Origin of the sequence: Aggregatibacter segnis, from assembly GCF_003130075.1 — a bacterium.
Taxonomy (GTDB): Bacteria; Pseudomonadota; Gammaproteobacteria; order Enterobacterales; family Pasteurellaceae; genus Aggregatibacter; species Aggregatibacter segnis_A.
This window is the reverse complement of record NZ_NRCW01000004.1, coordinates 107,360-130,196: the sequence shown is the minus strand read 5'-3', so window position 1 is coordinate 130,196 and position 22,837 is coordinate 107,360. Positions and strand designations below refer to the sequence as shown.

General features: G+C 43.5%; 16 protein-coding genes and 2 pseudogenes. 9 read left to right on the top strand and 9 right to left on the bottom strand.

Annotated elements, in window-relative coordinates:
• Positions 1-53: 53 nt before the first annotated feature.
• The 3 genes from DK415_RS05970 to tldD form a co-directional block, all read right to left on the bottom strand.
• A complete protein-coding gene (locus tag DK415_RS05970; protein ID WP_109432982.1) occupies positions 54-1,067 on the bottom strand; it encodes a YeiH family putative sulfate export transporter in 1,014 nt (337 codons plus the stop codon).
• A gap of 150 nt (positions 1,068-1,217) precedes the next feature.
• Positions 1,218-6,974 (bottom strand): alpha-2-macroglobulin family protein, encoded by a 5,757-nt coding sequence (locus DK415_RS05965; protein ID WP_109432862.1) that lies wholly within the window; start codon positions 6,972-6,974, stop codon positions 1,218-1,220.
• A gap of 49 nt (positions 6,975-7,023) precedes the next feature.
• Positions 7,024-8,472: a metalloprotease TldD gene (tldD, locus tag DK415_RS05960; RefSeq protein ID WP_109432861.1), complete on the bottom strand. Its 1,449-nt coding sequence runs from the start codon at positions 8,470-8,472 to the stop codon at positions 7,024-7,026.
• 210 nt (positions 8,473-8,682) lie between these two features.
• On the opposite strand from tldD, the gene DK415_RS05955 reads away from it, so the two are divergent.
• Entirely contained in the window at positions 8,683-9,018 is a 336-nt protein-coding gene (locus DK415_RS05955) for a hypothetical protein (protein WP_109432860.1), read from the top strand.
• A gap of 67 nt (positions 9,019-9,085) precedes the next feature.
• Here DK415_RS05955 and modD read toward each other — a convergent pair whose 3' ends face one another.
• A complete protein-coding gene (modD, locus tag DK415_RS05950; protein WP_109432859.1) occupies positions 9,086-9,934 on the bottom strand; it encodes a ModD protein in 849 nt (282 codons plus the stop codon).
• An 80-nt stretch (positions 9,935-10,014) separates the two neighbouring features.
• Between modD and DK415_RS05945 the strand changes: the two genes are divergently transcribed.
• On the top strand, positions 10,015-11,007 hold the full coding sequence (locus DK415_RS05945) for a virulence RhuM family protein/type II toxin-antitoxin system death-on-curing family toxin (RefSeq protein WP_109432858.1): 993 nt from the start codon (positions 10,015-10,017) through the stop codon (positions 11,005-11,007).
• A gap of 52 nt (positions 11,008-11,059) precedes the next feature.
• On the opposite strand, the pseudogene DK415_RS05940 reads toward DK415_RS05945, so the two are convergent.
• Positions 11,060-11,236: pseudogene (locus tag DK415_RS05940) on the bottom strand (NAD-dependent deacylase); the annotation flags it as partial.
• A gap of 80 nt (positions 11,237-11,316) precedes the next feature.
• Here DK415_RS05940 and DK415_RS05935 point away from each other — a divergent pair.
• Both DK415_RS05935 and glpE read left to right on the top strand, forming a co-directional pair.
• Positions 11,317-11,511, top strand: a pseudogene (locus tag DK415_RS05935) (EamA family transporter RarD); the annotation flags it as partial.
• Complete coding sequence (gene glpE, locus DK415_RS05930; RefSeq protein WP_109432857.1) at positions 11,501-11,818, top strand: thiosulfate sulfurtransferase GlpE; 318 nt, start codon at positions 11,501-11,503, stop codon at positions 11,816-11,818. The pseudogene DK415_RS05935 and the gene glpE, both read left to right, overlap by 11 nt.
• A gap of 53 nt (positions 11,819-11,871) precedes the next feature.
• Here glpE and DK415_RS05925 read toward each other — a convergent pair whose 3' ends face one another.
• The 4 genes from DK415_RS05925 to rng all read right to left on the bottom strand — a co-directional run bounded on the left by DK415_RS05925 (position 11,872) and on the right by rng (position 16,729).
• Positions 11,872-12,921 (bottom strand): LLM class flavin-dependent oxidoreductase, encoded by a 1,050-nt coding sequence (locus DK415_RS05925; protein ID WP_109432856.1) that lies wholly within the window; start codon positions 12,919-12,921, stop codon positions 11,872-11,874.
• Between the two features lie 325 nt (positions 12,922-13,246).
• Positions 13,247-13,957 carry an SIR2 family NAD-dependent protein deacylase gene (locus tag DK415_RS05920; RefSeq protein ID WP_109432855.1) on the bottom strand — a complete coding sequence of 237 codons (711 nt, stop codon included), beginning with the start codon at positions 13,955-13,957 and terminating at the stop codon, positions 13,247-13,249.
• Positions 13,958-14,118: 161 nt separating this feature from the next.
• Positions 14,119-15,072: a helix-turn-helix transcriptional regulator gene (locus DK415_RS05915; protein ID WP_109432854.1), complete on the bottom strand. Its 954-nt coding sequence runs from the start codon at positions 15,070-15,072 to the stop codon at positions 14,119-14,121.
• Between the two features lie 181 nt (positions 15,073-15,253).
• Positions 15,254-16,729, bottom strand: coding sequence for a ribonuclease G (gene rng / locus DK415_RS05910; protein ID WP_109432853.1), 1,476 nt, complete (start codon positions 16,727-16,729; stop codon positions 15,254-15,256).
• A 138-nt stretch (positions 16,730-16,867) separates the two neighbouring features.
• On the opposite strand from rng, the gene putP reads away from it, so the two are divergent.
• From putP to yedE, 5 genes are all read left to right on the top strand, one after another.
• Positions 16,868-18,388, top strand: a complete 1,521-nt coding sequence (putP, locus tag DK415_RS05905; RefSeq protein WP_109432852.1) for a sodium/proline symporter PutP — start codon at positions 16,868-16,870, stop codon at positions 18,386-18,388.
• Between the two features lie 23 nt (positions 18,389-18,411).
• Complete coding sequence (gene cmoB, locus DK415_RS05900) at positions 18,412-19,377, top strand: tRNA 5-methoxyuridine(34)/uridine 5-oxyacetic acid(34) synthase CmoB (protein WP_109432851.1); 966 nt, start codon at positions 18,412-18,414, stop codon at positions 19,375-19,377.
• Between the two features lie 86 nt (positions 19,378-19,463).
• Positions 19,464-20,762, top strand: coding sequence for an adenylosuccinate synthase (purA, locus tag DK415_RS05895; protein WP_109432850.1), 1,299 nt, complete (start codon positions 19,464-19,466; stop codon positions 20,760-20,762).
• Positions 20,763-20,828: 66 nt separating this feature from the next.
• Positions 20,829-21,500, top strand: a complete 672-nt coding sequence (locus DK415_RS05890) for a DUF484 domain-containing protein (RefSeq protein WP_109432849.1) — start codon at positions 20,829-20,831, stop codon at positions 21,498-21,500.
• A gap of 179 nt (positions 21,501-21,679) precedes the next feature.
• On the top strand, positions 21,680-22,741 hold the full coding sequence (gene yedE / locus DK415_RS05885; protein WP_109432848.1) for a YedE family putative selenium transporter: 1,062 nt from the start codon (positions 21,680-21,682) through the stop codon (positions 22,739-22,741).
• Positions 22,742-22,837 lie beyond the last annotated feature (96 nt).

Below are 22,837 nucleotides of genomic sequence, written 5' to 3'. Positions count from 1 at the left end.
CCAAGACAGTACCGCCCTTTTTACTTAACTTACGAATTAAATTCCTTTTCTGCCTATGACAAAAAGAGACCTGCTTCATAGTTGACTAACAAACCACCGACAATTAACCAAAGGTAAACCAAGGTGCCAAGGATCAGCGGTTTGAAACCCGCCTGTTTAATGGCGCCGATATGTGTTGTTAACCCCAAGGCCGCCATCGCAGAAACAAGTAGAAATGTATCAAGCTCAACCAAACTTTTTATTAACGTTTGCGGCAGCAAATTAAACGAATTGAACACCGCAACAGCAATAAACCAAAGAGCAAACCAGGGAATAGTAATTTTCCGTGCCTCTCCCCCTTGTGCCTCTCTAGTCAACAGCCAAGACAGCCCCAATAAGAAAGGCGCCAACATCATGACCCGAATCATTTTCGTGATCACCGCTGTATCTGCGACGACAGGGCTAATGTTGCCGCCAATGGCATAAACCTGCGCCACTTCATGCACGCTGGAGCCCACATAAATACCGAATTGGTGTGGTGTCATTAATGTGCTGACCCAAGGATAAAAAAGCGGATACAAAAAAATGGACAGCGTGCCGAAGATCACCACCACTGCAATCGCCACCGACACTTTATGCGATTCCGCTTTTGTCACCGGTGCAGCCGCCATCACGGCAGCAGCCCCACAAATACTGCAACCGGAAGCCGTGAGATAAACAAGTTGTTTATCCATTTTGAGATAACGAATACCAATAAAACAGGTCAGCAAGAAAGTGGAAAGTAACATCAGGGCATCGGTCAGAATTGCGTTTATTCCCACACCAGTAATATCTTGCAATGTTAGTCGAAAACCATACAACACGATCCCTGCACGTAAAATCTGTCCTTTAGCAAACAACACGCCTTTTTCAATGTGGCTTTCATAACGTTTATAAACACTATTACCAAAGAGCATCCCCAGCAAAATGGCAATAATAAGAGCGCTTAAATGCGCTTGTTGAGCAAATGGTGTTTGACTTATTTGTTGTGCGATAAATGCTAAAAACGCCACACAAATAAGTCCGAAATAGAATGATCGATTTTTCATTTGGTTTGTCATGAAAGGGAAATGAGGCTTCATTATACGCTGAGAACAGCGAAAAATGCAGTTGATTCTGACCGCACTTTAGGGCTTGTAAACCGTTAGCAATAAAAAACTCTCCGTCAAATGAAGGAGAGTTTTTTATTTTTTAAGCGATTATTGAATCACTTCAATATCCCCTTTCGCAGCAGATTGGGCATTAACCGCACGGTTATACATGTTTTCTGCATAAGCTTGTGGAATTTTGAATTTACCCACGTTCACTGCTTTTAATTGATATTGAATGACGGTGGTGGTCTCACCCACGGAACCGTAGCTCAACATACGGTCTTCACGCAAATCACGGTGTACCCAGTTAAAACGTTGTTGAGTTTCCTCTTGTGCGCTCATATCACCATTCCCCGTTACCACTTCAAATCCAGCCGGATAAAGGTCAGTAATCACCATGTTGTCTTGCTCATTTTGCAATGAACGCACATTAACTTGTACGTTAATGATGTCGCCAAGTTTCACAGAAGTCACCGGTTTGCCGTCTTTATCTAAGTAAGTGCGGTCGATTTCCACGCCGTTTTTAATCGCCTCAGCAGGCGGCTGCTGTACATAGCCGGATTGGCTAATGGCATACCAGGCTCTTTGCGTACTTTGGTTAACAAAGTTAAGCGCAGCTTTGTCTGCATTGATATTGGCTAACACAAAAGCACCTTGTACACTGCCGATATTTTGACCTTCCTGTTGAATATGTAATTTTTCAAGTTGGTCAGGGTATTGCTTACCGTAAGCCTCTAAGGCTAAAAGCACCATTGCGGAAGACAAGCTGTTATAACGATCGTCGTTTAAATCTTGCACAATGCCTTCAAACAATCCGTTAGATAATAGCGCTGCCTGTTTCGGGAAATGACGTGACAACACATACAACACCGAACTTTTCTCAATCAACGGATCTAAATAATCGCGATAGAACCATTCGGTTTTTGCCTGCGAATGAGCAAAGTTTGCCATCAGATTGTTCATCAGCGTGTTTGCATCTTCTTCCTGTTTCACCAATTGATAGGCACCAGCCAACCAAGCAGTTGTTAAATCAGATTGCCATTCTTCCGCTTTGAAATGATGATCCAATAGACTACGAATAGACATTAAACTGTCGCTTGGCACTTGACCTAAACGCGCCAATAAGTACGTCGCATAAGCGCGTTGACGCAGCATGGCTAAGTCATCTTCACTTTCCGGGCGACTTAAACGTTCTAACGCCGCGATAGTTTGATTAAACAAGCCGTTTGGCGCGACCCATGCTGCCGGTAATTGCACGTTGTGCTCTTGCGCTTCAATGAGGAAATGCGCTACATAGGCTGTTAAGAAGGCATCATCTTCATCTAAACCCGACCATACACCAAAGCCTTCATTCTCAGTTTGGCGCGCCGGTAATAAATTAAAGACTCGATTCAAATTATTGTGTAATTGCTGTTTAGTGGCTTCAATAGCTTGCTTGTCGCCCGCTTGTGATAAAACGCCAAGTAAACTTTGGTACTCAGGATTATTCGCCAATAACAGATTAGGCATTGCCGCACTAATAATTTGTTCCGTACAGAAGTTGTCATAGTTGCCTAAATAACTTGTGATGCCTTTCGCTAAGACCAACGGAGCGGAAGAGAGCAGCGCGTATTGCTCACGGCGTTGTGGGAACAACAGATTCGGTAATTCGCCTTGTACCTGTTGATTTGCCGCCACATCCCCCACTTTGATGAATTGCTGTTTCGCCGTCAGTGGACGCACGGAAATACCATATTTGCGTTCAACCTGTGCCGGTTGTTGCTGTTCATCTAAGTAAGCCGCAGTGAAATATAAAATGCCGCTACCAAGCAAATCAGTTGCTTTTAATTTGAAATCCACCACGCCTTCGCTCATCGGGGCTAATACAATGGAGGTTTGCGCATTGCTTAATACTTGGAACTGCGGTGCAACATTGAGCTGAACAAGCACATTTTGTTTACTCTTCGTATTATTCGAAACGGTTAAACTGACTTTACTTTCATCATTCGGTGCCAAGGTTATCGGCGCACTTGGCGATAAAATCATGTCATCACGCACCAAGGTTTCCGCTTGTGCGATATTCATTTGTGAACCGTCATTTGTTACGGCAATCGCCATGACTTTCAAATTACCATTGAAACCGGCTGGAATTTGGTAAGTTACCGTTTTACTTCCGTCTACATCCACAATATTTGACCAGAACACTGCCGGTTTATCGGTTTTACGTTTAAATGGATTGGTATTCGCCGCCAAGGCTTTTTCCAACATTGCCATTTCTTCTGAGTCACCACCGGTTTGTGCAAACTGCAACACTTTACGAAATTCCGGCAAAATCAAATCCAAAATCTGCAAGGTTTCCACTTGGAGGGCATATTTCGGGAAGAAAAACGCCAACGGATCTTCTTGTTTATGACCTGCCACTTGCAAGATGCCTTCATTCACCGCGTAAATTACTGCTTTACTTGGTTTATCCGCAGATAACGTAAACTGAACTTTATCACCGGATTTCACTTGCTGCGGCGCATTTAACGTCACATTCAAACGATAGTTATCCACATTGACGCTAAACGGCGCAACGCCATAACTTAGCGGACTGGTGAAAATATCATCAGATTGCATATCACGAGAGAATTGCACGTTAATATAGCCACTTCCCTCAAAATTCTCAGGAATTCTGATTTTTTGTACAGAACGGTTAGTCGAGGATTTAAACCATTGATGAGCATATACACGATCTCGTTCGATAGTGATTAATCCACTCCCCGCATAAGGTGCGTTAATCGCCACTTCAATTTCTTCACCCGGCATAAATTGTTTTTTGTTCAAATTCAATTTAAGTTCAGTGTTTTTATCCATGGCGACAGAGATGTTGCTGTTGCCAATCACCGTATAAGGAATGCGATTGACGGTTTCACCGTATTGGTTGTTAATGACCAATACAAAATCACCACTACGCTCGGTATTCAAAACAAAATCAGACCCGCTTTGATCGATATTCAACGGTTTTTCATCAATTTGATTTTCCACCAGTTTAGATTCGTACTTATAAGCACCGGAGCGTTGTTCAGTCAGCACGGAAACATATTTACGTTCCATTAAGACCGCACTTAACCCTTGTACGGAAATCTTTTGCAGGCTCGGATTAATTGCGATTAAATTGATTTGGCTGGCAGCGTTTTCTCTCAAATAATTCAAGTCTTGCGCACTGCTGTAGCCCACTAACCAAGGTTGCGCAGAAACCAACACCGATTGCACTTTAGATACGCCACGACCGCTGTTATTTTCATAGCCGTCCGCCGTGAAATACAACATCTGTACGGTATTTTCCGCTTCTTCCGCTAAATTCAAGGCAAAAACGGCATCACCGTTATTATCCGTGGTTTGATCCTGTAATTCAGTTTCCAACAAAATCGCATTTTTATTGCGTTGATTATCATAGAACTGATAGTTCTTATATTCAGGAAAACTCGGGAAGAGAGAATGCAACATGATGTTTGCACTCACTCGGCGTTTTTGCGCCGGCGTACCAAATAAATTCGTTAAATGGATGGTCGCCTTTAAATCCTGTGGCGAAACCCAACCGGCTTGTTGGCTACGATTAAACATCGTATTGATTTTTAACGTATCCGGTTCAAATTCCTGCACTTGGAACGTCATAGAACCAACATCAATTTGTTCTTGTTGTTGAGCAATAGAAATATGTGCCGTCCATTCACCGGTTTCTGCATTTTCCGACAACGGATACGTCAAATCATTAAAACCACTTTCACTCACACGGATCGTTTTTTGCCATTGGGTTTTACCGGACGGTGACGTGATTTCTAAAGTGAGTGGCACATTGGCTAAGGATTTTTTCCAATCCAACGCCTTGCTGATCATGCCGATATACACGGACTCACCCGGACGATAAATACCTCGATCATTAAACAAGAAGGTCTTAATGGCGTTTTGTTCCGGCGAAATTTCTTGGCCACGAATATCAAAACGGGAGAAATCTAAAGTGCGGTCTGATTTATCAATAGGTAAGAAAGACTGATCCTGCCCGCGTGTGACTAAATACATAACCGGCTCAAGTTCTTGCTTGAAGTTTCCTAAAGATGGAAGCTGAGCCACCCCGAGTTTGTTGGTAAATTGACTGGCAATCACTGTGTTATTGCGGGAAATCACTTTCACTAACGCATTCGACACCGGTGCCCCACTGGCAATAGATTGCACGAAAACAGATTGCGTACCATCCGCAGCTTTTTTCGCAATAATGCCCAAATCCGTTAACACGATTAAACGGTAATCACTGGTTTGCGAATTCGGATCGGAATCCCAATAATAGTAGCCATCTTCATCTTTGCTATCTTTTAAATTATCGCCGTCAGATTCACTGCCAGAAGTCACCGCACTTGCTTTTACCCAGAAGATCCCTTGTTTTGGCAAGCCTTTTTGCGATAAATCCACACTGAGATAATCCGATTTACGTGGATTATCGTTAGCAACAGTAAGGGTTTCCGTTTTAAACGTCGCAATATCGTCAAATTTCAAATTACCTAAATCCGGTTTTTGGAAGCTGTTGCTATTTAAATTTGCCACATGACGAAGTTGCTCAGCCTGTACGCGGCCAATATCCAGTTGCACACTGTCAGCATTGCGTACAGCAAGGGTTAATTTGCCGTCGCCATATTGAGACAATAAAGAACCTTTTCCCACAAAGCCGACATAGGTCGGATAATTCGGTGCACATTCTAAGCTGCCAATCGGTTTTTTCAGTTGATAACCGCCCAAGGCAGTGAATTTATTATTCAGTTGCAAATAGAGGCAACGCCCTTCCGGAATATCAAAACGGAAAGATTGTTGCGCTGAGTAAGGATGCTCGCTTGGAATTAATTCCGGCTGGACGCGTTCACCACGTCTCACCGCCGCTTCCGTTAATTTTTCCGATTCCCAACTTTGTCCTTCCGGTAATGCCGGTAATAAGATCGCAATAAGATTCTCAGCAATGTCTTTACCTTTCACACCGTAATTGAAATTAAAGGTTAAAACTTGCTCTGCTTCATTTTGCTGATTGTTAATCACCCTAAAACTATTATCCTCGTTTTGCAGACTATATTTCGTCGGCACCGGCACGAGTTTGGTGATGTCTTTTTCTAAGGTATTCACACCGGTCTTCGCCCGCAACGTTTGGCTAATTTTGGTTTGCACAAATTGATTCGGTTGAGTCGATAAAGACAGGTCATCCGAGCTGATCCATGCTTCCAATTTATTGTCGGAATAACGAATCTTAAATTTCAACGGATTAATCAAATTGAGCGATTGATCCTGATTTTTGCGAACTAAATTTACTTCAACCGCACTTTCTAAAGCTTTCGGATCAACCGGATTAGAAAACACCAAATGCGTTAATGCATGACGAACATGAAAGACATTTGGATCCTGATAAAAGTCCACATCGGAGTCGACAACACTAAAAGGCTGGGTTTTCACAGAATGCGGCATCGTGACCGATTTCGCATAGGTTAACCCTGGGTTTAATACCGTTTTATCTAACGTAATTTTATATTCTTGCCCTGTTGGCCAATCTTGTGCAGGGGTAAAACTCAATAAATTATCACTCGCCCAAACCCATTTCCCCTCAAGGCTAGGTTCCATTTTAATGCCTTGCGTGATTTCAGTTTTCAATTTATCAATCGGTGCGGCTGCTCCGTTAAATTCGATATTCAGCGGATAAATAGTATTTGATGCGCCTTCTTCACCATAATAGGTCGGCTCAATAGGGTTAAATTTCACATGAACCGCATTGCGCTCATTTCCCTTTTGTTGCTGATACCAATAACTACCACCGGCTGCTACGGCTAACGCGAGTGCACCAAGCACTAAAAATTTTATTTTGCCTTGCATTAGATGCTCCCCTGATTAACTTTAAAATTGACGCTGTCGTTTACCATCATTAATTCGTTCCGCCTACTGTAATCTGATCGATTTTCAATGCCGGTTGCCCTACGCCCACCGGCACGCTTTGTCCTTCTTTACCGCAAGTGCCTACACCATGATCCAATTCTACTTCATCGGCAACCATGGACACATTTTGCATCACTTCAATGCCGCTGCCGATTAAGGTCGCGCCTTTCACCGGCTTGGTGATTTTGCCTTTTTCGATCAAATAAGCCTCTGAAGTAGAGAATACGAATTTGCCGGAGGTAATATCCACTTGGCCACCACCAAAGTGCGGCGCAAAAATGCCGTGTTCTACGGACGCCACTAAATCCTCAAATTTATCTTTGCCCGCCAGCATATAAGTATTGGTCATACGAGGCATTGGCAAATGCGCATAGGATTCACGACGTCCGTTGCCTGTCGGTTGCACGCCCATCAAGCGAGCATTCATTTTATCTTGCATGTATTTTTGTAAAATACCGTCTTTAATTAATACGTTATATTGACCGGGTACGCCCTCATCATCCACGGTGACCGAGCCACGGCGATCCATTAAAGTGCCGTCATCCACGATCGTGCATAAAGGCGATGTGACTAATTCACCGATTTTGCCGGTAAATAAGGAGCTTTCTTTACGATTAAAATCGCCTTCCAAGCCATGCCCTACCGCTTCGTGTAATAATACACCCGGCCAACCTGCGCCCAACACCACCGGCATTAATCCTGCCGGTGCCGCTACCGCGCCTAAATTCACTAATGCTTGACGCACCGATTCTTTCGCAAAATAGACCGCTCTTTGCTCGCCTTTATAGTTTTCAAAGAACCATTCCAAGCCAAAACGACCGCCGGCCCCCGCACTACCACGTTCGCGCTTACCGTCTTGCTCCACCAACACGGAAACCGATAAACGAATGAGTGGACGAATATCAGCCGCCAAGGTGCCATCTGTGGCCGCGACTAGCATTTCTTCATACACCATGCTCAATCCGGCATTCACCTGCACCACTCGCGGGTCTTCCGCACGAGCCGTTCTATCCACTAAACGCAATAATTCAATTTTTTGCTCTTGGCTTAAACTGTATAACGGATTAATGGATTGATAACGCAAAGGCGCGTCCACAGGGTTAAATCTCACCGGCAGAATAAAATTACATTGGGAAGGTTGTGCAATGCCACGCACCGCTTGAGCACATTGTTGCAAATTGGCTAGATTAATTTGGTCAGAATAGGCAAAACCGGTTTTCTCACCGCTTACCGCACGCACGCCCACGCCGCGATCAATATGAAATCCGCCTTCTTTAATAATCCCGTCTTCTAATACCCAGTTTTCATCCTGACTCAGCTGAAAATATAAATCGCCATAATCCACGTTGCGTTGCGCTAACGTATCAAATATGTTGGATAAATCGGATAACGCCAAATGACTGCGGGTTAATAAAGACTCGGTGACTTGTTTTAACATGAAATATTTACTTATATCGAAAAATAGATTGATAAAAAATGCACAAATTATAGCGAATTCACGCTCTCGGGGAAAGGCTAATCACTTTTAGATATGATTGGTGTAGATCTGTTTTGTCATCAGCTTTCAGATTACCGTCTTTGTAGTATGGCTCATTTTTTATAGGGGATTATACTGAACCCCTTGTTTTTTCCAATTAAGTAACAGGTTATGCAAAATCCATTTAAAGCCGAATGGACGGCAAAAGGGCATACGCTCTGCTTAGGACATTGGGATATTCGCTATAACGACATTCCACTCGACCTCCCCGCTGAACGCCGTGATAAAGATATGGGCACCAGAAATATCTATAATTTTATTGATCCCGAAGATGAGCTTTATTTAGAAGGCTTGGATGAAAGCGACTGGATTTTAGCCAACATGGATTGGCTGTCAGATTTATTTATTCAATACGACATTCCCTTGGAAGAAAACTACATGCGCGCATTTTATCAAGCGGTGAACCCGGAAGACTGGCGTTGTGGCAGTTGCGGCGGTTGCATTTAACCGCCACAGCGCGAATACCAAATGAGACTTTTAATCGAAAAGTGCGGTTGTTTTTCGCCGTGTTTTTTTAAGGCTGCCGTTCAATCACCACTTTAATATCTTCCGGTGGGGCGTAATAAGGGGCGGAGGTGATAAATAAATGAATGCCCAACTTGGCATAATCAGCAACATTATTTTTATTCACACCACCGGCAACAGACAGGATGATTTTTTTACCGCTTGCCGCCACCAAAGACAGTGCCCGTTTCACGTCATCCACCGACCATTTATCCAGCTGAATAATATCCGGTTCGGCATCGAGCATTTGTTCAAATTGACTGAAATTATCCGCTTCCAGGGTAATTTTATTTTCCGGTGCTTCCCGTCTTAAGCGTTCCACGATTGCCGTCCAATTATCGGGTTCCGCAAGCAAGTTGCGATGATTGGTAAACACCAACAATGTTTCACTAATGCCTTGACGATGAATATGCCCGCCCGCAGCCAACACGGCATTGGTCGCCAGCTTTCGGGTATTCGGAATGCTTTTACGGGTGCAAGCCACTACCGCATGGGGATTGATGGCTTTGGCATTAGCGATCATGTCCGCCGTGTATTGTGCCACGCCACAAGACCACTCCAACACCAACTGAACCACTTTCCATGCCTGATGTAATTTGTCGCCAAAACCCACCGCACTTAACAGCACCGTGCCGGCGTCAACGTTTTCACCTTCCTGCACATAAACCTGCGGTTCAAGATCCAGTTTTCTCAGCAATTTTTCTGCTACGCTAATTCCCGCCACAATACCAGCATTTTTACGTTTAAATAAAATTCTCGCCGGCACATTGCCCAAATCAAGAGCACGCGTTGTCAAATCACCACGATAAATATCCTCCAATAAAAAATCGTCTAATTCTTTATCTGAAAAATAAATCATGTGTTCTCCTTAAATAAATCGTCCTAAATGCAATGGTCCCCAATAACAGGATTTAGAATATTGTCTATATAAATCAAAATATAGCAACGATTAAAAACCAACCTTTTTACGGGAAAACTCACACGACACAAGTGGAAGTTAGATTTGAAAAGGATACGGTTTGGCTTTCTCAGGCGCAGATGGCTATGTTATTTGGTAAAGATGTTCGCACCATCAATGAGCATATTACTAATATCTTTGATGAAGAAGAACTTGAAAAAGAATCAACTATCCGGAAATTCCGGATAGTTCGCCAAGAGGGTAAACGCCAAGTCAATCGTGAAATTGAACATTATGATTTAGATATGATTATCTCTGTTGGTTATCGAGTAAAGTCTAAACAAGGTGTTAATTTCCGTCGTTGGGCAACCGCTCGTTTAAAAGAGTACCTAACTCAAGGCTATACCATTAACCAACAGCGTTTAAAGCAAAACGCACATGAACTGGAACAAGCGCTTGCACTTATTCAAAAAACGGCAAATTCCTCAGCATTAACACTAGAAAGCGGTCGTGGATTAGTGGATATTGTCAGCCGTTATACGCATACGTTTTTATGGCTACAACAATATGATGAAGGTTTACTTGCCGAACCGCAAACCCAGCAAGGCGGTATGTTGCCCACCTATTCCGAAGCCTGTTCTGCACTGGCCGAGTTAAAAGCACAGCTTATGGCAAAAGGTGAAGCAAGCGATCTATTTGGACGTGAACGAGATGATGGCCTATCTTCCATTTTAGGCAATTTAGATCAAAGTGTATTTGGTGAACCTGCCTACCCAAGCATTGAAGCAAAAGCCGCACATTTACTGTATTTCGTCGTCAAAAACCATCCTTTTTCAGACGGTAATAAACGTAGCGGAGCGTTTTTATTTGTGGATTTCTTACATCGAAATGGCCGTTTGTTTGATCATAATGGCTATCCGGTTATCAATGATACCGGGCTTGCTGCACTCACGTTATTAGTTGCCGAATCTGATCCGAAACAAAAAGAAACGCTCATTAGGCTTATTATGCATATGCTTAAGCAAGGGGAATAACCAACAAATAGCGACCAAAGTCGCTATTTGCGTGAAAAGTACGGTCGTTTTTCTATGTGTTTTTCACATTCTCCAATAACTCTGCTACCACATTCGGTACACCTGTCCCCGCTTTTTCTTTTATTGCAATCACTTGCTTGCGTACAAAGCCTGTATTTGGATTCGGATCAATTAAGTAAATCGGCGCTTTGCTTGGGGCTTCATTGACTAAACCATTGGCTGGATACACTCCTTTTGCCTGAGCGTTTGTAAAACAATCGAAAAATCGACCGCTCTTTTGCGCCTTCGGCGTCCATTTACATCAATAAAATGCAATGGATGAATTTACTTGGCCTGCTGGGCTATGTTGAAACCATTTTGATGGTGATTATTTCATTTTTAATTGGAGAGGAAATGGATGCGGACAGCTATCCGTTATTCATTTGCTTAGTATTGACCATGAGTCTGATTATTTTTGATGGTGTGTATAAACAACGGGCTAAAGGAATAAACCATGTCATTTAAAGAAATTAGTCCAGAACAAGCTTGGGAAATGGTACAAAATGGTGCCATGCTTGCAGACATTCGGGATCCACAACGTTTCACCTATTCTCATGCGAAAGGGGCTTTTCATTTAACCAACCAAAGCTTTTTACAATTTGAAGAACAGGTGGACTTTGACTCCCCGATTATCGTTAGTTGTTATCATGGCGTGAGCAGCCGAAATGTGACAACTTTCCTTATTGAGCAAGGCTATGAAAATGTGTTTAGCGTCATTGGTGGCTTTGATGGTTGGGAGAAAGCCGATTTACCAATAGAAACGGCTTATTAGTATTTTTTGATTTAAAGTGCGGTGAAATTCACCGCACTTTTCTTTTTGTCTCGCTATTGCTTGTCCACAATCGCTTTCAACATCGTGTAAGATTGGGTTTGTTTTTGTTCATCAAAAATATAGCTCACTGCCATAATTTCATCAAAATGTACCCGCTCACGTAATTGCTTGAGTTGAAAATCCACGCTTTCAGGACTACCGATAAGCGAACAAGCAGTCATTTGTTCTACTACAGCACGCTCTTGGTTGTAAATTGGGATTTCCTCGAAATTGACAGGGCCAAAGTGCGGTTTCTTTTGGGCGTGCATTTGAGCTTTCCAAACATCTTCTTCTGAAGCCATAGGTGAAGCCATAGGCGGTTGTAAATTTTGTTGTGCGTTAGTCACCACGTTTAAGAAAAATAGTGTTTGTGTTGTCGCTAATTGTTTCGCTTCTTTATCGGTTTCAGCGACAATCGCGTTCACACCTAAGATGACATAAGGTTCAGCAAGATAGGTAGAAGGTTTGAAGTTTTTGCGGTAAATCTCCACCGCCATTTCCATCATGCGTGGCGCAAAGTGTGAAGCAAAGGCGTAAGGCAAGCCAAGCTCTGCCGCAAGATAGGCACTTTCGGTGCTAGATCCCAAAATATAAAACGGTATATTCAAGCCTGCGGAAGGATAAGCTGATACAGGGTTACAGTCTTTAAAATAACCACGAAGTTCTGCAATTTCCGCAGGGAAATCTAGACTGTTTCGTCCACGACGAAGTGCTGCAGCCGTTTGCATATCCGTTCCTGGAGCACGCCCTAAACCGAGTTCAACACGGTTTGGATAAATTGTCTCCAGTGTACCATATTGCTCAGCTACTACATACGGCGAATGATTCGGTAACATCACGCCACCTGACCCCACGCGCAAGGTCTTCGTATTGGCTAGCGTATGCTGAATTAAAAGTGCGGTCGCTGAACTCACCAAATTTTTCATATTATGATGCTCAGCAATCCAATAGCGTTCAATGCCGATATTTTCAGCATGTTTTGCAAGACTTACCATTGACTCAACGGCTTGCAAATAAGTTTGTCCTTCTCGAACAGGGGCGAGATTAAGAATAGAGAGCTTCATTTTATTTCCTCATGATTGATTTGTTGAGCGTCATTATACATGTTTTTTCAGGTAGAAATATCGATAAAATTGGAATAGACTGTTCCGAGAAAAGGAAAAATATTGCAAAATAGGCACAAATTCAGATGTATTCAAAAAAATGATTGTATTTAATAATATTTCCCTAAAGCGCGGGCAAACCGAATTGCTCGAGAATGCCACGGCAACCATCAATCCGAAACCAAAAGAAACGCTCATTAGGCTTATTATGCATATGCTTAAGCAAGGGGAATAACAACAAATAGCGACCAAAGTCGCCATTTGCATGAAAAGTGCGGTCGTTTTTCTATGCGTTTTTAACGTTCTCTAATAACTCAGCTACCACTTTCGGAACGCCCTCACCCGCTTTTTCTTTTATTGCAATCACTTGCTTACGAACAAAGCCTGTATTGGGATTCGGATCAATTAAGTAAATCGGCGTATTGCGTGGGGCTTCATTGACTAAGCCATTAGCCGGATATACTTGCAAAGAAGTGCCAATCACTAATACCACATCCGCTTGTTCAACAATCTCAATGGCTCGTTCTAGCATCGGCACCATTTCACCAAAAAAGACGATATAAGGCCGCATTGGATATCCGTTTGGATCTTTATCGTCTAATTTCTGATCGCCAAAACAATCCACGATATAACTTTCATCAAAGCTACTGCGCGCTTTGTTTAATTCACCGTGTAAATGCAACACATTTGAGCTTCCTGCTCGCTCATGTAAATCATCCACATTTTGCGTGATGATTCTCACATCATAGGCTTTTTCTAGTTCAACTAAGGCGAGATGTGCTGCATTCGGCTTAGCCGCTGCCGCATTTTTACGGCGTTGATTATAGAAATCGAGTACTTTCACACGGTTCTTTTGTAAGGCTTCAGGTGTACAAACTTCTTCGACTTTATGCCCTGCCCACAAACCATCTTCTGCTCTAAAAGTAGGAATGCCACTTTCGGCACTAATTCCAGCTCCCGTTAATACCACGCAAATTGGTTTATTTTTCGCTGTCATGTTTTTCCTCTCCTCTCACTTTCAAAATCTCATCAATCACTCTATCTCTTCCCATCATGCCCCAAAATATTCCTGCTTTATCAGGCAATTGATAAGGATTTATCTTAATGTCCTCTCTGTTGATGGCTTCATCATAAAACACAAAGCGACAATGTGTGTCGTTAAGAAATTTCCTCGAGATATACACGATCAATTTCTTGATAATTTTCGCCAAAATGCGCAATCCACCAATTCAACATTTCACTTTCAATGACCGTGGCGGAAATTTCATATTCACTGCCACAATCTTTCACTGTTTGATCAACCGATAACGGCGTTTCTGTCAAAAATCCACCAATCGCTTTATCTACTCTGAACGTTAATCGAATTTTTCTGCCATAACTAAAGCCGAACTTTTGGCTTTCAACATACGCTTTCAAATTAAAATCCGGGCGCTCAAATTGCATGGTACTCACGGTAACCTCAAGCAAACGATGCAAAGCAAGATGCAAAATATCACTATGTTCATATTGCGCGACTAAATAACTACTCGGGCCTTGTTGCACCAAAGCAAGTGGCTTAACTTGTGCTTTGTGCTCTTTGCCGTGAATACTTCGGTAATGCACCTGTAAAAATCGATTTTGATAAAGTGCAGTGCTAATTTGAGCAAAAATTTCGGGCTCAATTTTGGCGGGCAATAACGGTTGGCTGGTTGGCGCAATCGCCACTTTATTTAGCCATTCGGAACCGGATTTTTTATTGACATCATAGACCAAGTTATATTCTGCCTGCTTAAAAAAGGATTCCATGGAATTGAGGATATTCGCAGGCAAAATGCCTTTTAAATATTGCTTCGCCAACATCAGAACCAAGGATTGTTGCTCATTTAAAATTGGCAAATCGAGCCCTTTAGCATTTTCTTTCCAGCGATAACTGTAAGGCTTGCTGAGGGTATTGCATTCAATATCAAACTGTTCAGACAGGCTTTTTAATTGACGTTGAATGCTACGAATATCACGAGAAAATCCCATGTCCTCCAATTTTTGTTGAATTTCATGACTACTGATATAACTGCGTTTTGGAATTAAACGTAAAATTTCTAATTGAAACTGCAATGCATTGGATTCTTTTGCCATACTATTTCTCAGCGTTGTTATGTAAAAATCCCCAACGCATTGTCGGGGACGAGAATGGAATTGCATTATCCTAATATCGCGATAGGTTGCTCAGGACGTTTCTTGTGACAAGAGAGAAAACAACGACATTCGATGAGAGGTTAAACATCTCTAAAAATAGGCTGTTTTCCCACCGCACTTTTTACATCACCACCACATCAAACTGTTCCTGTGTGTAAAACGGTTCAGTTTTTATTTGAACTTGTTTTCCAATAAAGACTTCCAACTCGGCTAACAAACCGTGGGATTCTTCGTTGATTAAATAGTCTGCAACCGCGTGAGAGGCGTAAACCACAAATTGTTCGCTGGAAAATAAATGGTGCACGCGGATAATTTCACGCATGATTTCGTAACACACGGTTTCCACGGTTTTCACTCGTCCGCGGCCTGCACAAGTCGGGCATTCACAACAAAGGATATGCTCCAAACTTTCCCGCGTACGTTTACGGGTCATTTCCACCAAACCTAATTGCGTAAAGCCATTCACGTTTGTTTTCACCGGATCACGCGATAAGGCATCTTGCAAGGATTCCAACACACGATTACGGTGTTCTTCACTTTGCATATCGATGAAATCAATGATAATCATGCCGCCGAGATTGCGCAGTTGAAGTTGTTGCGCGATGGTTTTGGTGGCTTCAATATTGGTGTTGAAAATGGTTTCTTCCAAATTACGATGTCCCACGAATGCACCGGTATTGATGTCGATGGTGGTCATGGCTTCCGTTTGTTCAATAATTAAATAGCCACCGGATTTGAGATTCACCCGTCTATCTAAGGCATGATGAATGCCTTTTTCCACACTGTACACATCAAAGAGCGGTTGATTTCCAGTGTATAAAATCAGTTTGTCGGTGAGGTTTGGGATAAATTCTTCGGTGAATTGTTTCACTTCATTGAAACAAAGTCGGGAGTCAATGTGAATGCGATCCAACTTGCCGCCGATAAAATCGCGCAGAATGCGCTGTGTCAGCGCCAATTCGCCGTAAAGCATAGAACGAGTTGGGTATTTCGCACGGCGTTCTAGCACTTTTCGCCACAAGCGTTTTAAGAAATCGGCATCTTGTTGTAAATCCAGTTCAGTCGCCCCTTCGGCCGCAGTACGGATAATAAAACCGCCCAATTCATCACATAAAGGCAAGGTGAGTTCTTTCAATCGATTACGTTCTTCCTCGCTTTCAATGCGTTGTGACACGCCCACATGGCTATTTTCCGGCATGAATACTAAATAACGGGAAGGCAAGGTAATATCCGTGGTGAGTCGTGCACCTTTCGTGCCAAGCGGATCTTTTACCACTTGCACCACAATATCCTGCCCTTCATGTACCAGTTGGGAAATGTCTTTCACCACAAATTGCTTTTGTTCACTTTCTTCCACACATTCGGTGTGCGATACAATATCTGACGCGTGTAAGAAAGCGGCTTTTTCCAGCCCGATGTCCACAAATGCCGATTGCATTCCCGGTAATACACGGGTGACGCGGCCTTTATAAATATTTCCGACAATACCACGTTTGCCTTGGCGTTCAATATGCACTTCTTTGAGCAAACCGGTTTCCACTAAGGCAATGCGCGTTTCGCTTGGTGTCACATTGACCAATAATTCAACAGAATCCATAAAATATCTTATCCAAAATGTCATTGTTATTGATTTTGCCGATTAGTCTAACGAAAAGGAAAATAGAATAACAGGGGCAAATAAGGTAAAATGCTCCCCTTTTTTTTGAATATAAGAACTATTTTTAGGATTGATAGAATGTTTGGTTTAGATCCGACAATTGTTACATTTACTATTTATATTTTCGGCATGATTGGCATTGGGGTTGCCGCCTATTATTACACCAAAGATTTATCCGATTACATTTTGGGTGGTCGTCGCTTAGGCAGTTTCGTCACGGCGATGTCTGCCGGTGCTTCGGATATGTCCGGTTGGCTGTTAATGGGGTTGCCTGGCGCCGTGTATTTATCCGGTTTGGTCGAAGGCTGGATTGCCATTGGTTTAACCTTAGGGGCCTATTTAAACTGGCTCTTCGTTGCCGGACGTTTACGGGTTTACACCGAATTTAATCATAATGCGTTAACCCTGCCCGAATATTTCCATCATCGTTTTGGTACACGTCACAACGCATTAAAAATCGTTTCTGCCTCCATTATTTTGGTGTTCTTCACCATTTATTGCGCTTCGGGCGTGGTTGCCGGTGCAAAATTATTCCAAAACCTCTTTTCAATCGATTATTCCACCGCACTTTGGTATGGCGCACTGGCGACTATCGCCTACACCTTTATTGGCGGTTTCCTTGCCGTGAGTTGGACGGATACGATTCAAGCCACACTGATGATTTTCGCCTTATTGCTTACCCCTGTTTTTGTGGTGATTTCTATCGGCGGCATTGACGACTTACAAAGCATCGTACAACAAGCGGAAATAAGCGCACAAAAAGAATTTACGGACTTATTCCGTGGCACCACCATTATGGGCTTGTTAAGCCTTGCCGCGTGGGGATTAGGCTATTTCGGACAACCACACATTCTCGCTCGCTTCATGGCGGCAGACTCTGTGCGCTCCCTCAATAAAGCCCGCAAAATCAGCATGACCTGGATGGTGCTTTGCTTAGTCGGTGCCGTTGCCATCGGTTTCTTTGGTATGGCGTATTTCTATGCAAATGCAAACACCGCCTCTGCCGCTTTGGTAAACCATGAGCCGGAGCAAGTTTTTATTGAGCTATCCCGCATACTATTTAATCCGTGGATTGCCGGTATTTTGCTTTCCGCGATTCTTGCCGCGGTGATGAGTACCTTAAGTTGCCAGTTGTTAATTTCTTCCAGTGCGATTACGGAAGACTTTTACAAAGGCTTTATCCGCCCGAAGGCATCAGAAAAAGAATTAGTTTGGCTCGGTCGCGCCATGGTATTGGTGATTGCTGCTATAGCCATTTGGATTGCACAAGACCAAAACAGCAAGGTTCTGAAACTTGTGGAATTTGCTTGGGCGGGCTTCGGTAGCGCTTTTGGTCCGGTAGTTTTACTTTCACTCTTTTGGAAACGCATGACCTCCTCCGGTGCCATGGCAGGCATGCTCACCGGCTCAATAACGGTATTTGCTTGGAAAGAATGTTTACCGCAAGAAAGCGAATGGGCGCAAGTGTATGAAATGATTCCCGGCTTTATGTTCGCCGCCATCGCGATTATTATTGTGTCACTGCTATCCGCAAAACCGGATGCCGCCATTACCGACACCTTTGAAAAAGCCCAAAAAGCGTATCATGATGCGCTGTAACCTTGATTAACCGAGATAACGATATGATCGATTTTCGCCCTTTTTATCAACAAATTGCCACGACCCATCTTTCCCCTTGGTTGGAAACCTTGCCATTACAAATGAAACAATGGCAACAACAAACCCATGGGGAATACGCCAAATGGGCAAAAGTCGTGGAATTTCTACCGCACTTGCCGGCTTCCCGTATTGATCTAAAAAGTGCGGTCAAATCTGAGTGCGATTCTGCGCTTTCCGATGGTGAACGCCAGCGCATTATTCACCATTTAAAACAACTCATGCCATGGCGAAAAGGGCCTTATCATTTACTCGGCATTCATGTGGATTGCGAATGGCGTTCCGATTTCAAATGGGATCGCGTGCTACCACATTTAGCGCCGTTGCAAGATCGCACGATTTTAGACGTAGGTTGTGGCAGTGGGTATCATATGTGGCGCATGGTGGGCGAAGGTGCGAAAATGGTGGTGGGCATCGACCCGACGGAATTGTTCTTATGCCAATTTGAAGCGGTTCGCAAATTACTAAATGACGATCGCCGAGCTAATTTGATTCCTCTCGGCATCGAGCAAATGCAACCGCTCGCGGCGTTTGATACGGTGTTTTCTATGGGGGTGTTATATCACCGCAAATCGCCCCTAGATCATCTTTCCCAACTGCGTGCGCAACTGGTTAATGGCGGTGAATTGGTGCTCGAAACCTTAGTGGTGGACGGCGATGAAAATACTGTATTAGTCCCGATGGACCGCTACGCCAAAATGAAAAATGTATATTTTATTCCATCCGTTGCCGCACTGATTCATTGGTTACAAAAAACCGGCTTTAAAAATGTGCGTTGCGTGGATGTCGCTGTCACCTCATTAGAGGAACAACGCAAAACCGATTGGTTAGAAAATGAATCTCTCATTGATTTTCTCGATCCGAATGATCATAGCAAGACGATTGAAGGCTATCCCGCACCGAAAAGAGCGGTCATTTTAGCGAATAAATAAAGGAATTACATTGAGATTCAAGGCTGAAAATAGTAAAGTAGGCAACCGTTGATTTTTATAAACTAGCTTAAAAAAGGCGGAAAATTATGGGTAAAAGTGTTGTTGTTCTCGGCGCGCAATGGGGCGATGAAGGAAAAGGAAAAATCGTTGATTTGCTCACCGACCGCGCTAAATATGTGGTTCGTTATCAAGGCGGTCATAATGCCGGTCACACCTTAATCATCAACGGTGAAAAAACCGTTTTACGTTTAATTCCATCAGGTATCTTACGCGATAACGTCACCTGTTTAATCGGTAATGGCGTTGTACTTTCCCCAGCTGCCCTCATGCAAGAAATGGGCGAATTAGAAAACCGTGGCGTGAACGTACGTGACCGTTTATTAATCTCCGAAGCCTGCCCATTAATTCTGCCTTACCACGTTGCAATGGACCACGCTCGTGAAGCAGCGCTTGGCAAAAAAGCCATTGGTACCACCGGTCGTGGTATCGGTCCGGCTTATGAAGACAAAGTGGCTCGTCGCGGTTTACGTGTAGGCGATTTATTTAATCGCGAAGCCTTTGCTGAAAAACTCAAAAATATTCTTGATTACTACAACTTCCAATTGGTGAACTACTACAAAGTTGAGCCGGTTGACTATCAAAAAACCTTAGATGACGTGTTCGCTGTTGCCGATATTATCACCGGTATGGTCGCTGACATTACCACCATTTTAGATACCGCGCGCAAAAACGGCGACAACATTTTATTCGAAGGCGCACAAGGCACCATGTTGGATATTGACCACGGTACTTATCCTTATGTAACCAGTTCCAACACCACTGCCGGTGGCGTTGCTACCGGTTCCGGTTTCGGCCCGCGCAATTTAGATTATGTGTTGGGTATCATCAAAGCCTATTGCACCCGCGTGGGTGGCGGCCCGTTCACCACGGAATTATTCGATGAAGTCGGTGCAGAAATTGCCCGTAAAGGGAATGAATTCGGTGCGGTCACCGGTCGTCCACGTCGTTGCGGTTGGTTCGACGCGGTCGCCATTCGTCGCGCAATTCAATTAAACTCTATTTCCGGTTTCTGCATGACGAAATTAGACGTGTTAGACGGTTTCGATGAAGTGAAAATCTGCGTGGGCTACAAAATGCCAAACGGCGATATTGTAGAATACGCACCACTTGCCGCGAAAGACTGGGAAGGCGTTGAGCCGATTTATGAAACCATGCCGGGTTGGAAAGAAAATACCTTCGGTGTCACTGATGTGAATCAATTACCACAAACTTGCCGTAATTACATCAAACGTATCGAAGAAGTCACCGGCGTACCGGTTTCTATTCTGTCCACCGGACCGGATCGCGTACAAACAATGATTTTACAAGATCCGTTTGCCGCGTAAAAACGCATAAAAAAACGACCGCACTTTTGAAGTATCAAAGTGCGGTTCTTTTTTGGAGAGTTTTTTATGAATGAACAGGAACAAAACATCGTTACTTATTTGCGTGAACACCCCGATTTTTTCACTACCCACCCCGAATTGCTCGCCAAACTATCTGTGGTTCATCTGCAAAAAGGCACGCTATCTTTAGTAGAAGCACAGTTGGAACAGCAACGCCAACAAATCAAAACTCTCACAGCGTTCTTAGAAAAATTCCATCAACTTGCCTATCAAGAGGCAGACATTTTCTACGCGCTTATGCCCTTACAAAAGAAATTGTTTCAAGCGGAAGATTTCCAACGGGGCGAAGAAAAATTGAAACAGTGGGCGCAATCCTATGAACTGGACGGTGCAAAAATATTGCTGTTTCGAGATGCGTGGCCAAAAAATGAAACCATTCCCGAACAATATTGGATTGACCGCAAAGCGTTTGAACTGATTCGCTTAGAACGTCTCGGCTTGCGCCAATTTTACTTGGGCGATTTAAGCAACAAAGAAAAACACCTGATGTTTCTGCCGGAAGAATTTCCCATTGGCTCCGTGGCAATTTGTCTGCTTGGCGCAAAAACAAGCCACAAACCGACCGCACTTTTATTATTCACCTCCCGAGATACTGCCCGTTTCCATAATGGGCAAGACACTACATTCTTAAAACACATCGTGGATATTGTGGAATTGCATTTAACCCGTTGGCTGTGAATCCATTTAGACTAGAAAGTGCGGTGCATTTTCGCCTTGTTTTTGCAAATCCTTGATCCAGCTCACGATCTGATAAAAAGCCGGTTTCTTTATATTGGCGACTTTTCTACAATGTGTGTGTTTTTAATCATTAAAAACACACAATTCAATTTAACTTCAGATATCACAAAGGTCTCATTATGAAAATTTTAACTTGGCCTGTGGTTGCAGGTGCTGCACTTGGTATCGTTGCTCCACTTCTAACCTACAATGGCAATCCCGGCAATATGGGTTTCTGTGCGGCGTGTTTCTTACGCGATACTGCCGGTGCATTAGGGCTCCATCGCGCCGCTCCGCTACAATATATTCGTCCCGAACTTATCGGCTTAGTTTTAGGTGCGCTTGCCAGTGCCTATTTTTCCAAGGAATTCCGACCTCGTGGCGGCTCCGCACCATTGGCTCGTATCATCCTTGGGTTCTTTGCCATGATCGGCGCACTGATTTTCTTAGGCTGTCCGTGGCGTGCCTATTTGCGTCTAGGCGGTGGCGATCTCACTGCCATTGCAGGAATCGTTGGATTATTCGCCGGGATATTGGGCGGCATTTTCTTTGCGAATCGCGGTTTTTCCTTAGGAAAATCAAGTGAGCAAAGCAAATCGTCAGGGCTCATTGGCGTGCTATTTACCTTGGCATTGCTCATCTTGCTTTTAACTCAATTTAAATTTGGCGAAAATCTGGCTATTTACTTTTCAGAAAAAGGCCCGGGCGCGCAACACCCAGCCGTTTGGATGTCGCTTGCCGGCGGTGCATTGCTTGGTGTATTAATGCAAAAATCTCGTTTCTGCACAATTGGCGCATTCCGTAACTTCGTATTGTTCCGCGACACACAGCTTTTAAACGGTGTCATCGCCCTTGTTGTGTTCGCAGCGATCACCAACAGCTTGCTCGGACAATTCCATGTGGGATTTGAACAACAACCTATCGCACATAATCAATATATCTGGAACTTTTTTGCCATGGCATTATGCGGATTGTGTTTCTCCCTTGGTGGCGGTTGCCCGGGTAAACAATTGGTGAATGTCGGGGAAGGAAACAATGACGCGGCATTATTTGTATTAGGTATGCTATTAGGTGCGGCTGCAGCACATAACTTCGGTTTAGCAGCTTCACCTACCGGTGTGACAGCTTATACGCCGCATGTTTTAGTACTTGGCTTTGCCGCCTGTGTTTACATTGGCGTGACCAATAAATCAAAAGCCTAAATCCTCCATAGCGAGATAAAAAAACGCCCGTAATAAACGGGCGTTTTCTGTTTCTGAAATTCGACAACCTTGAAAACTCAATACAAAAGTGCGGTC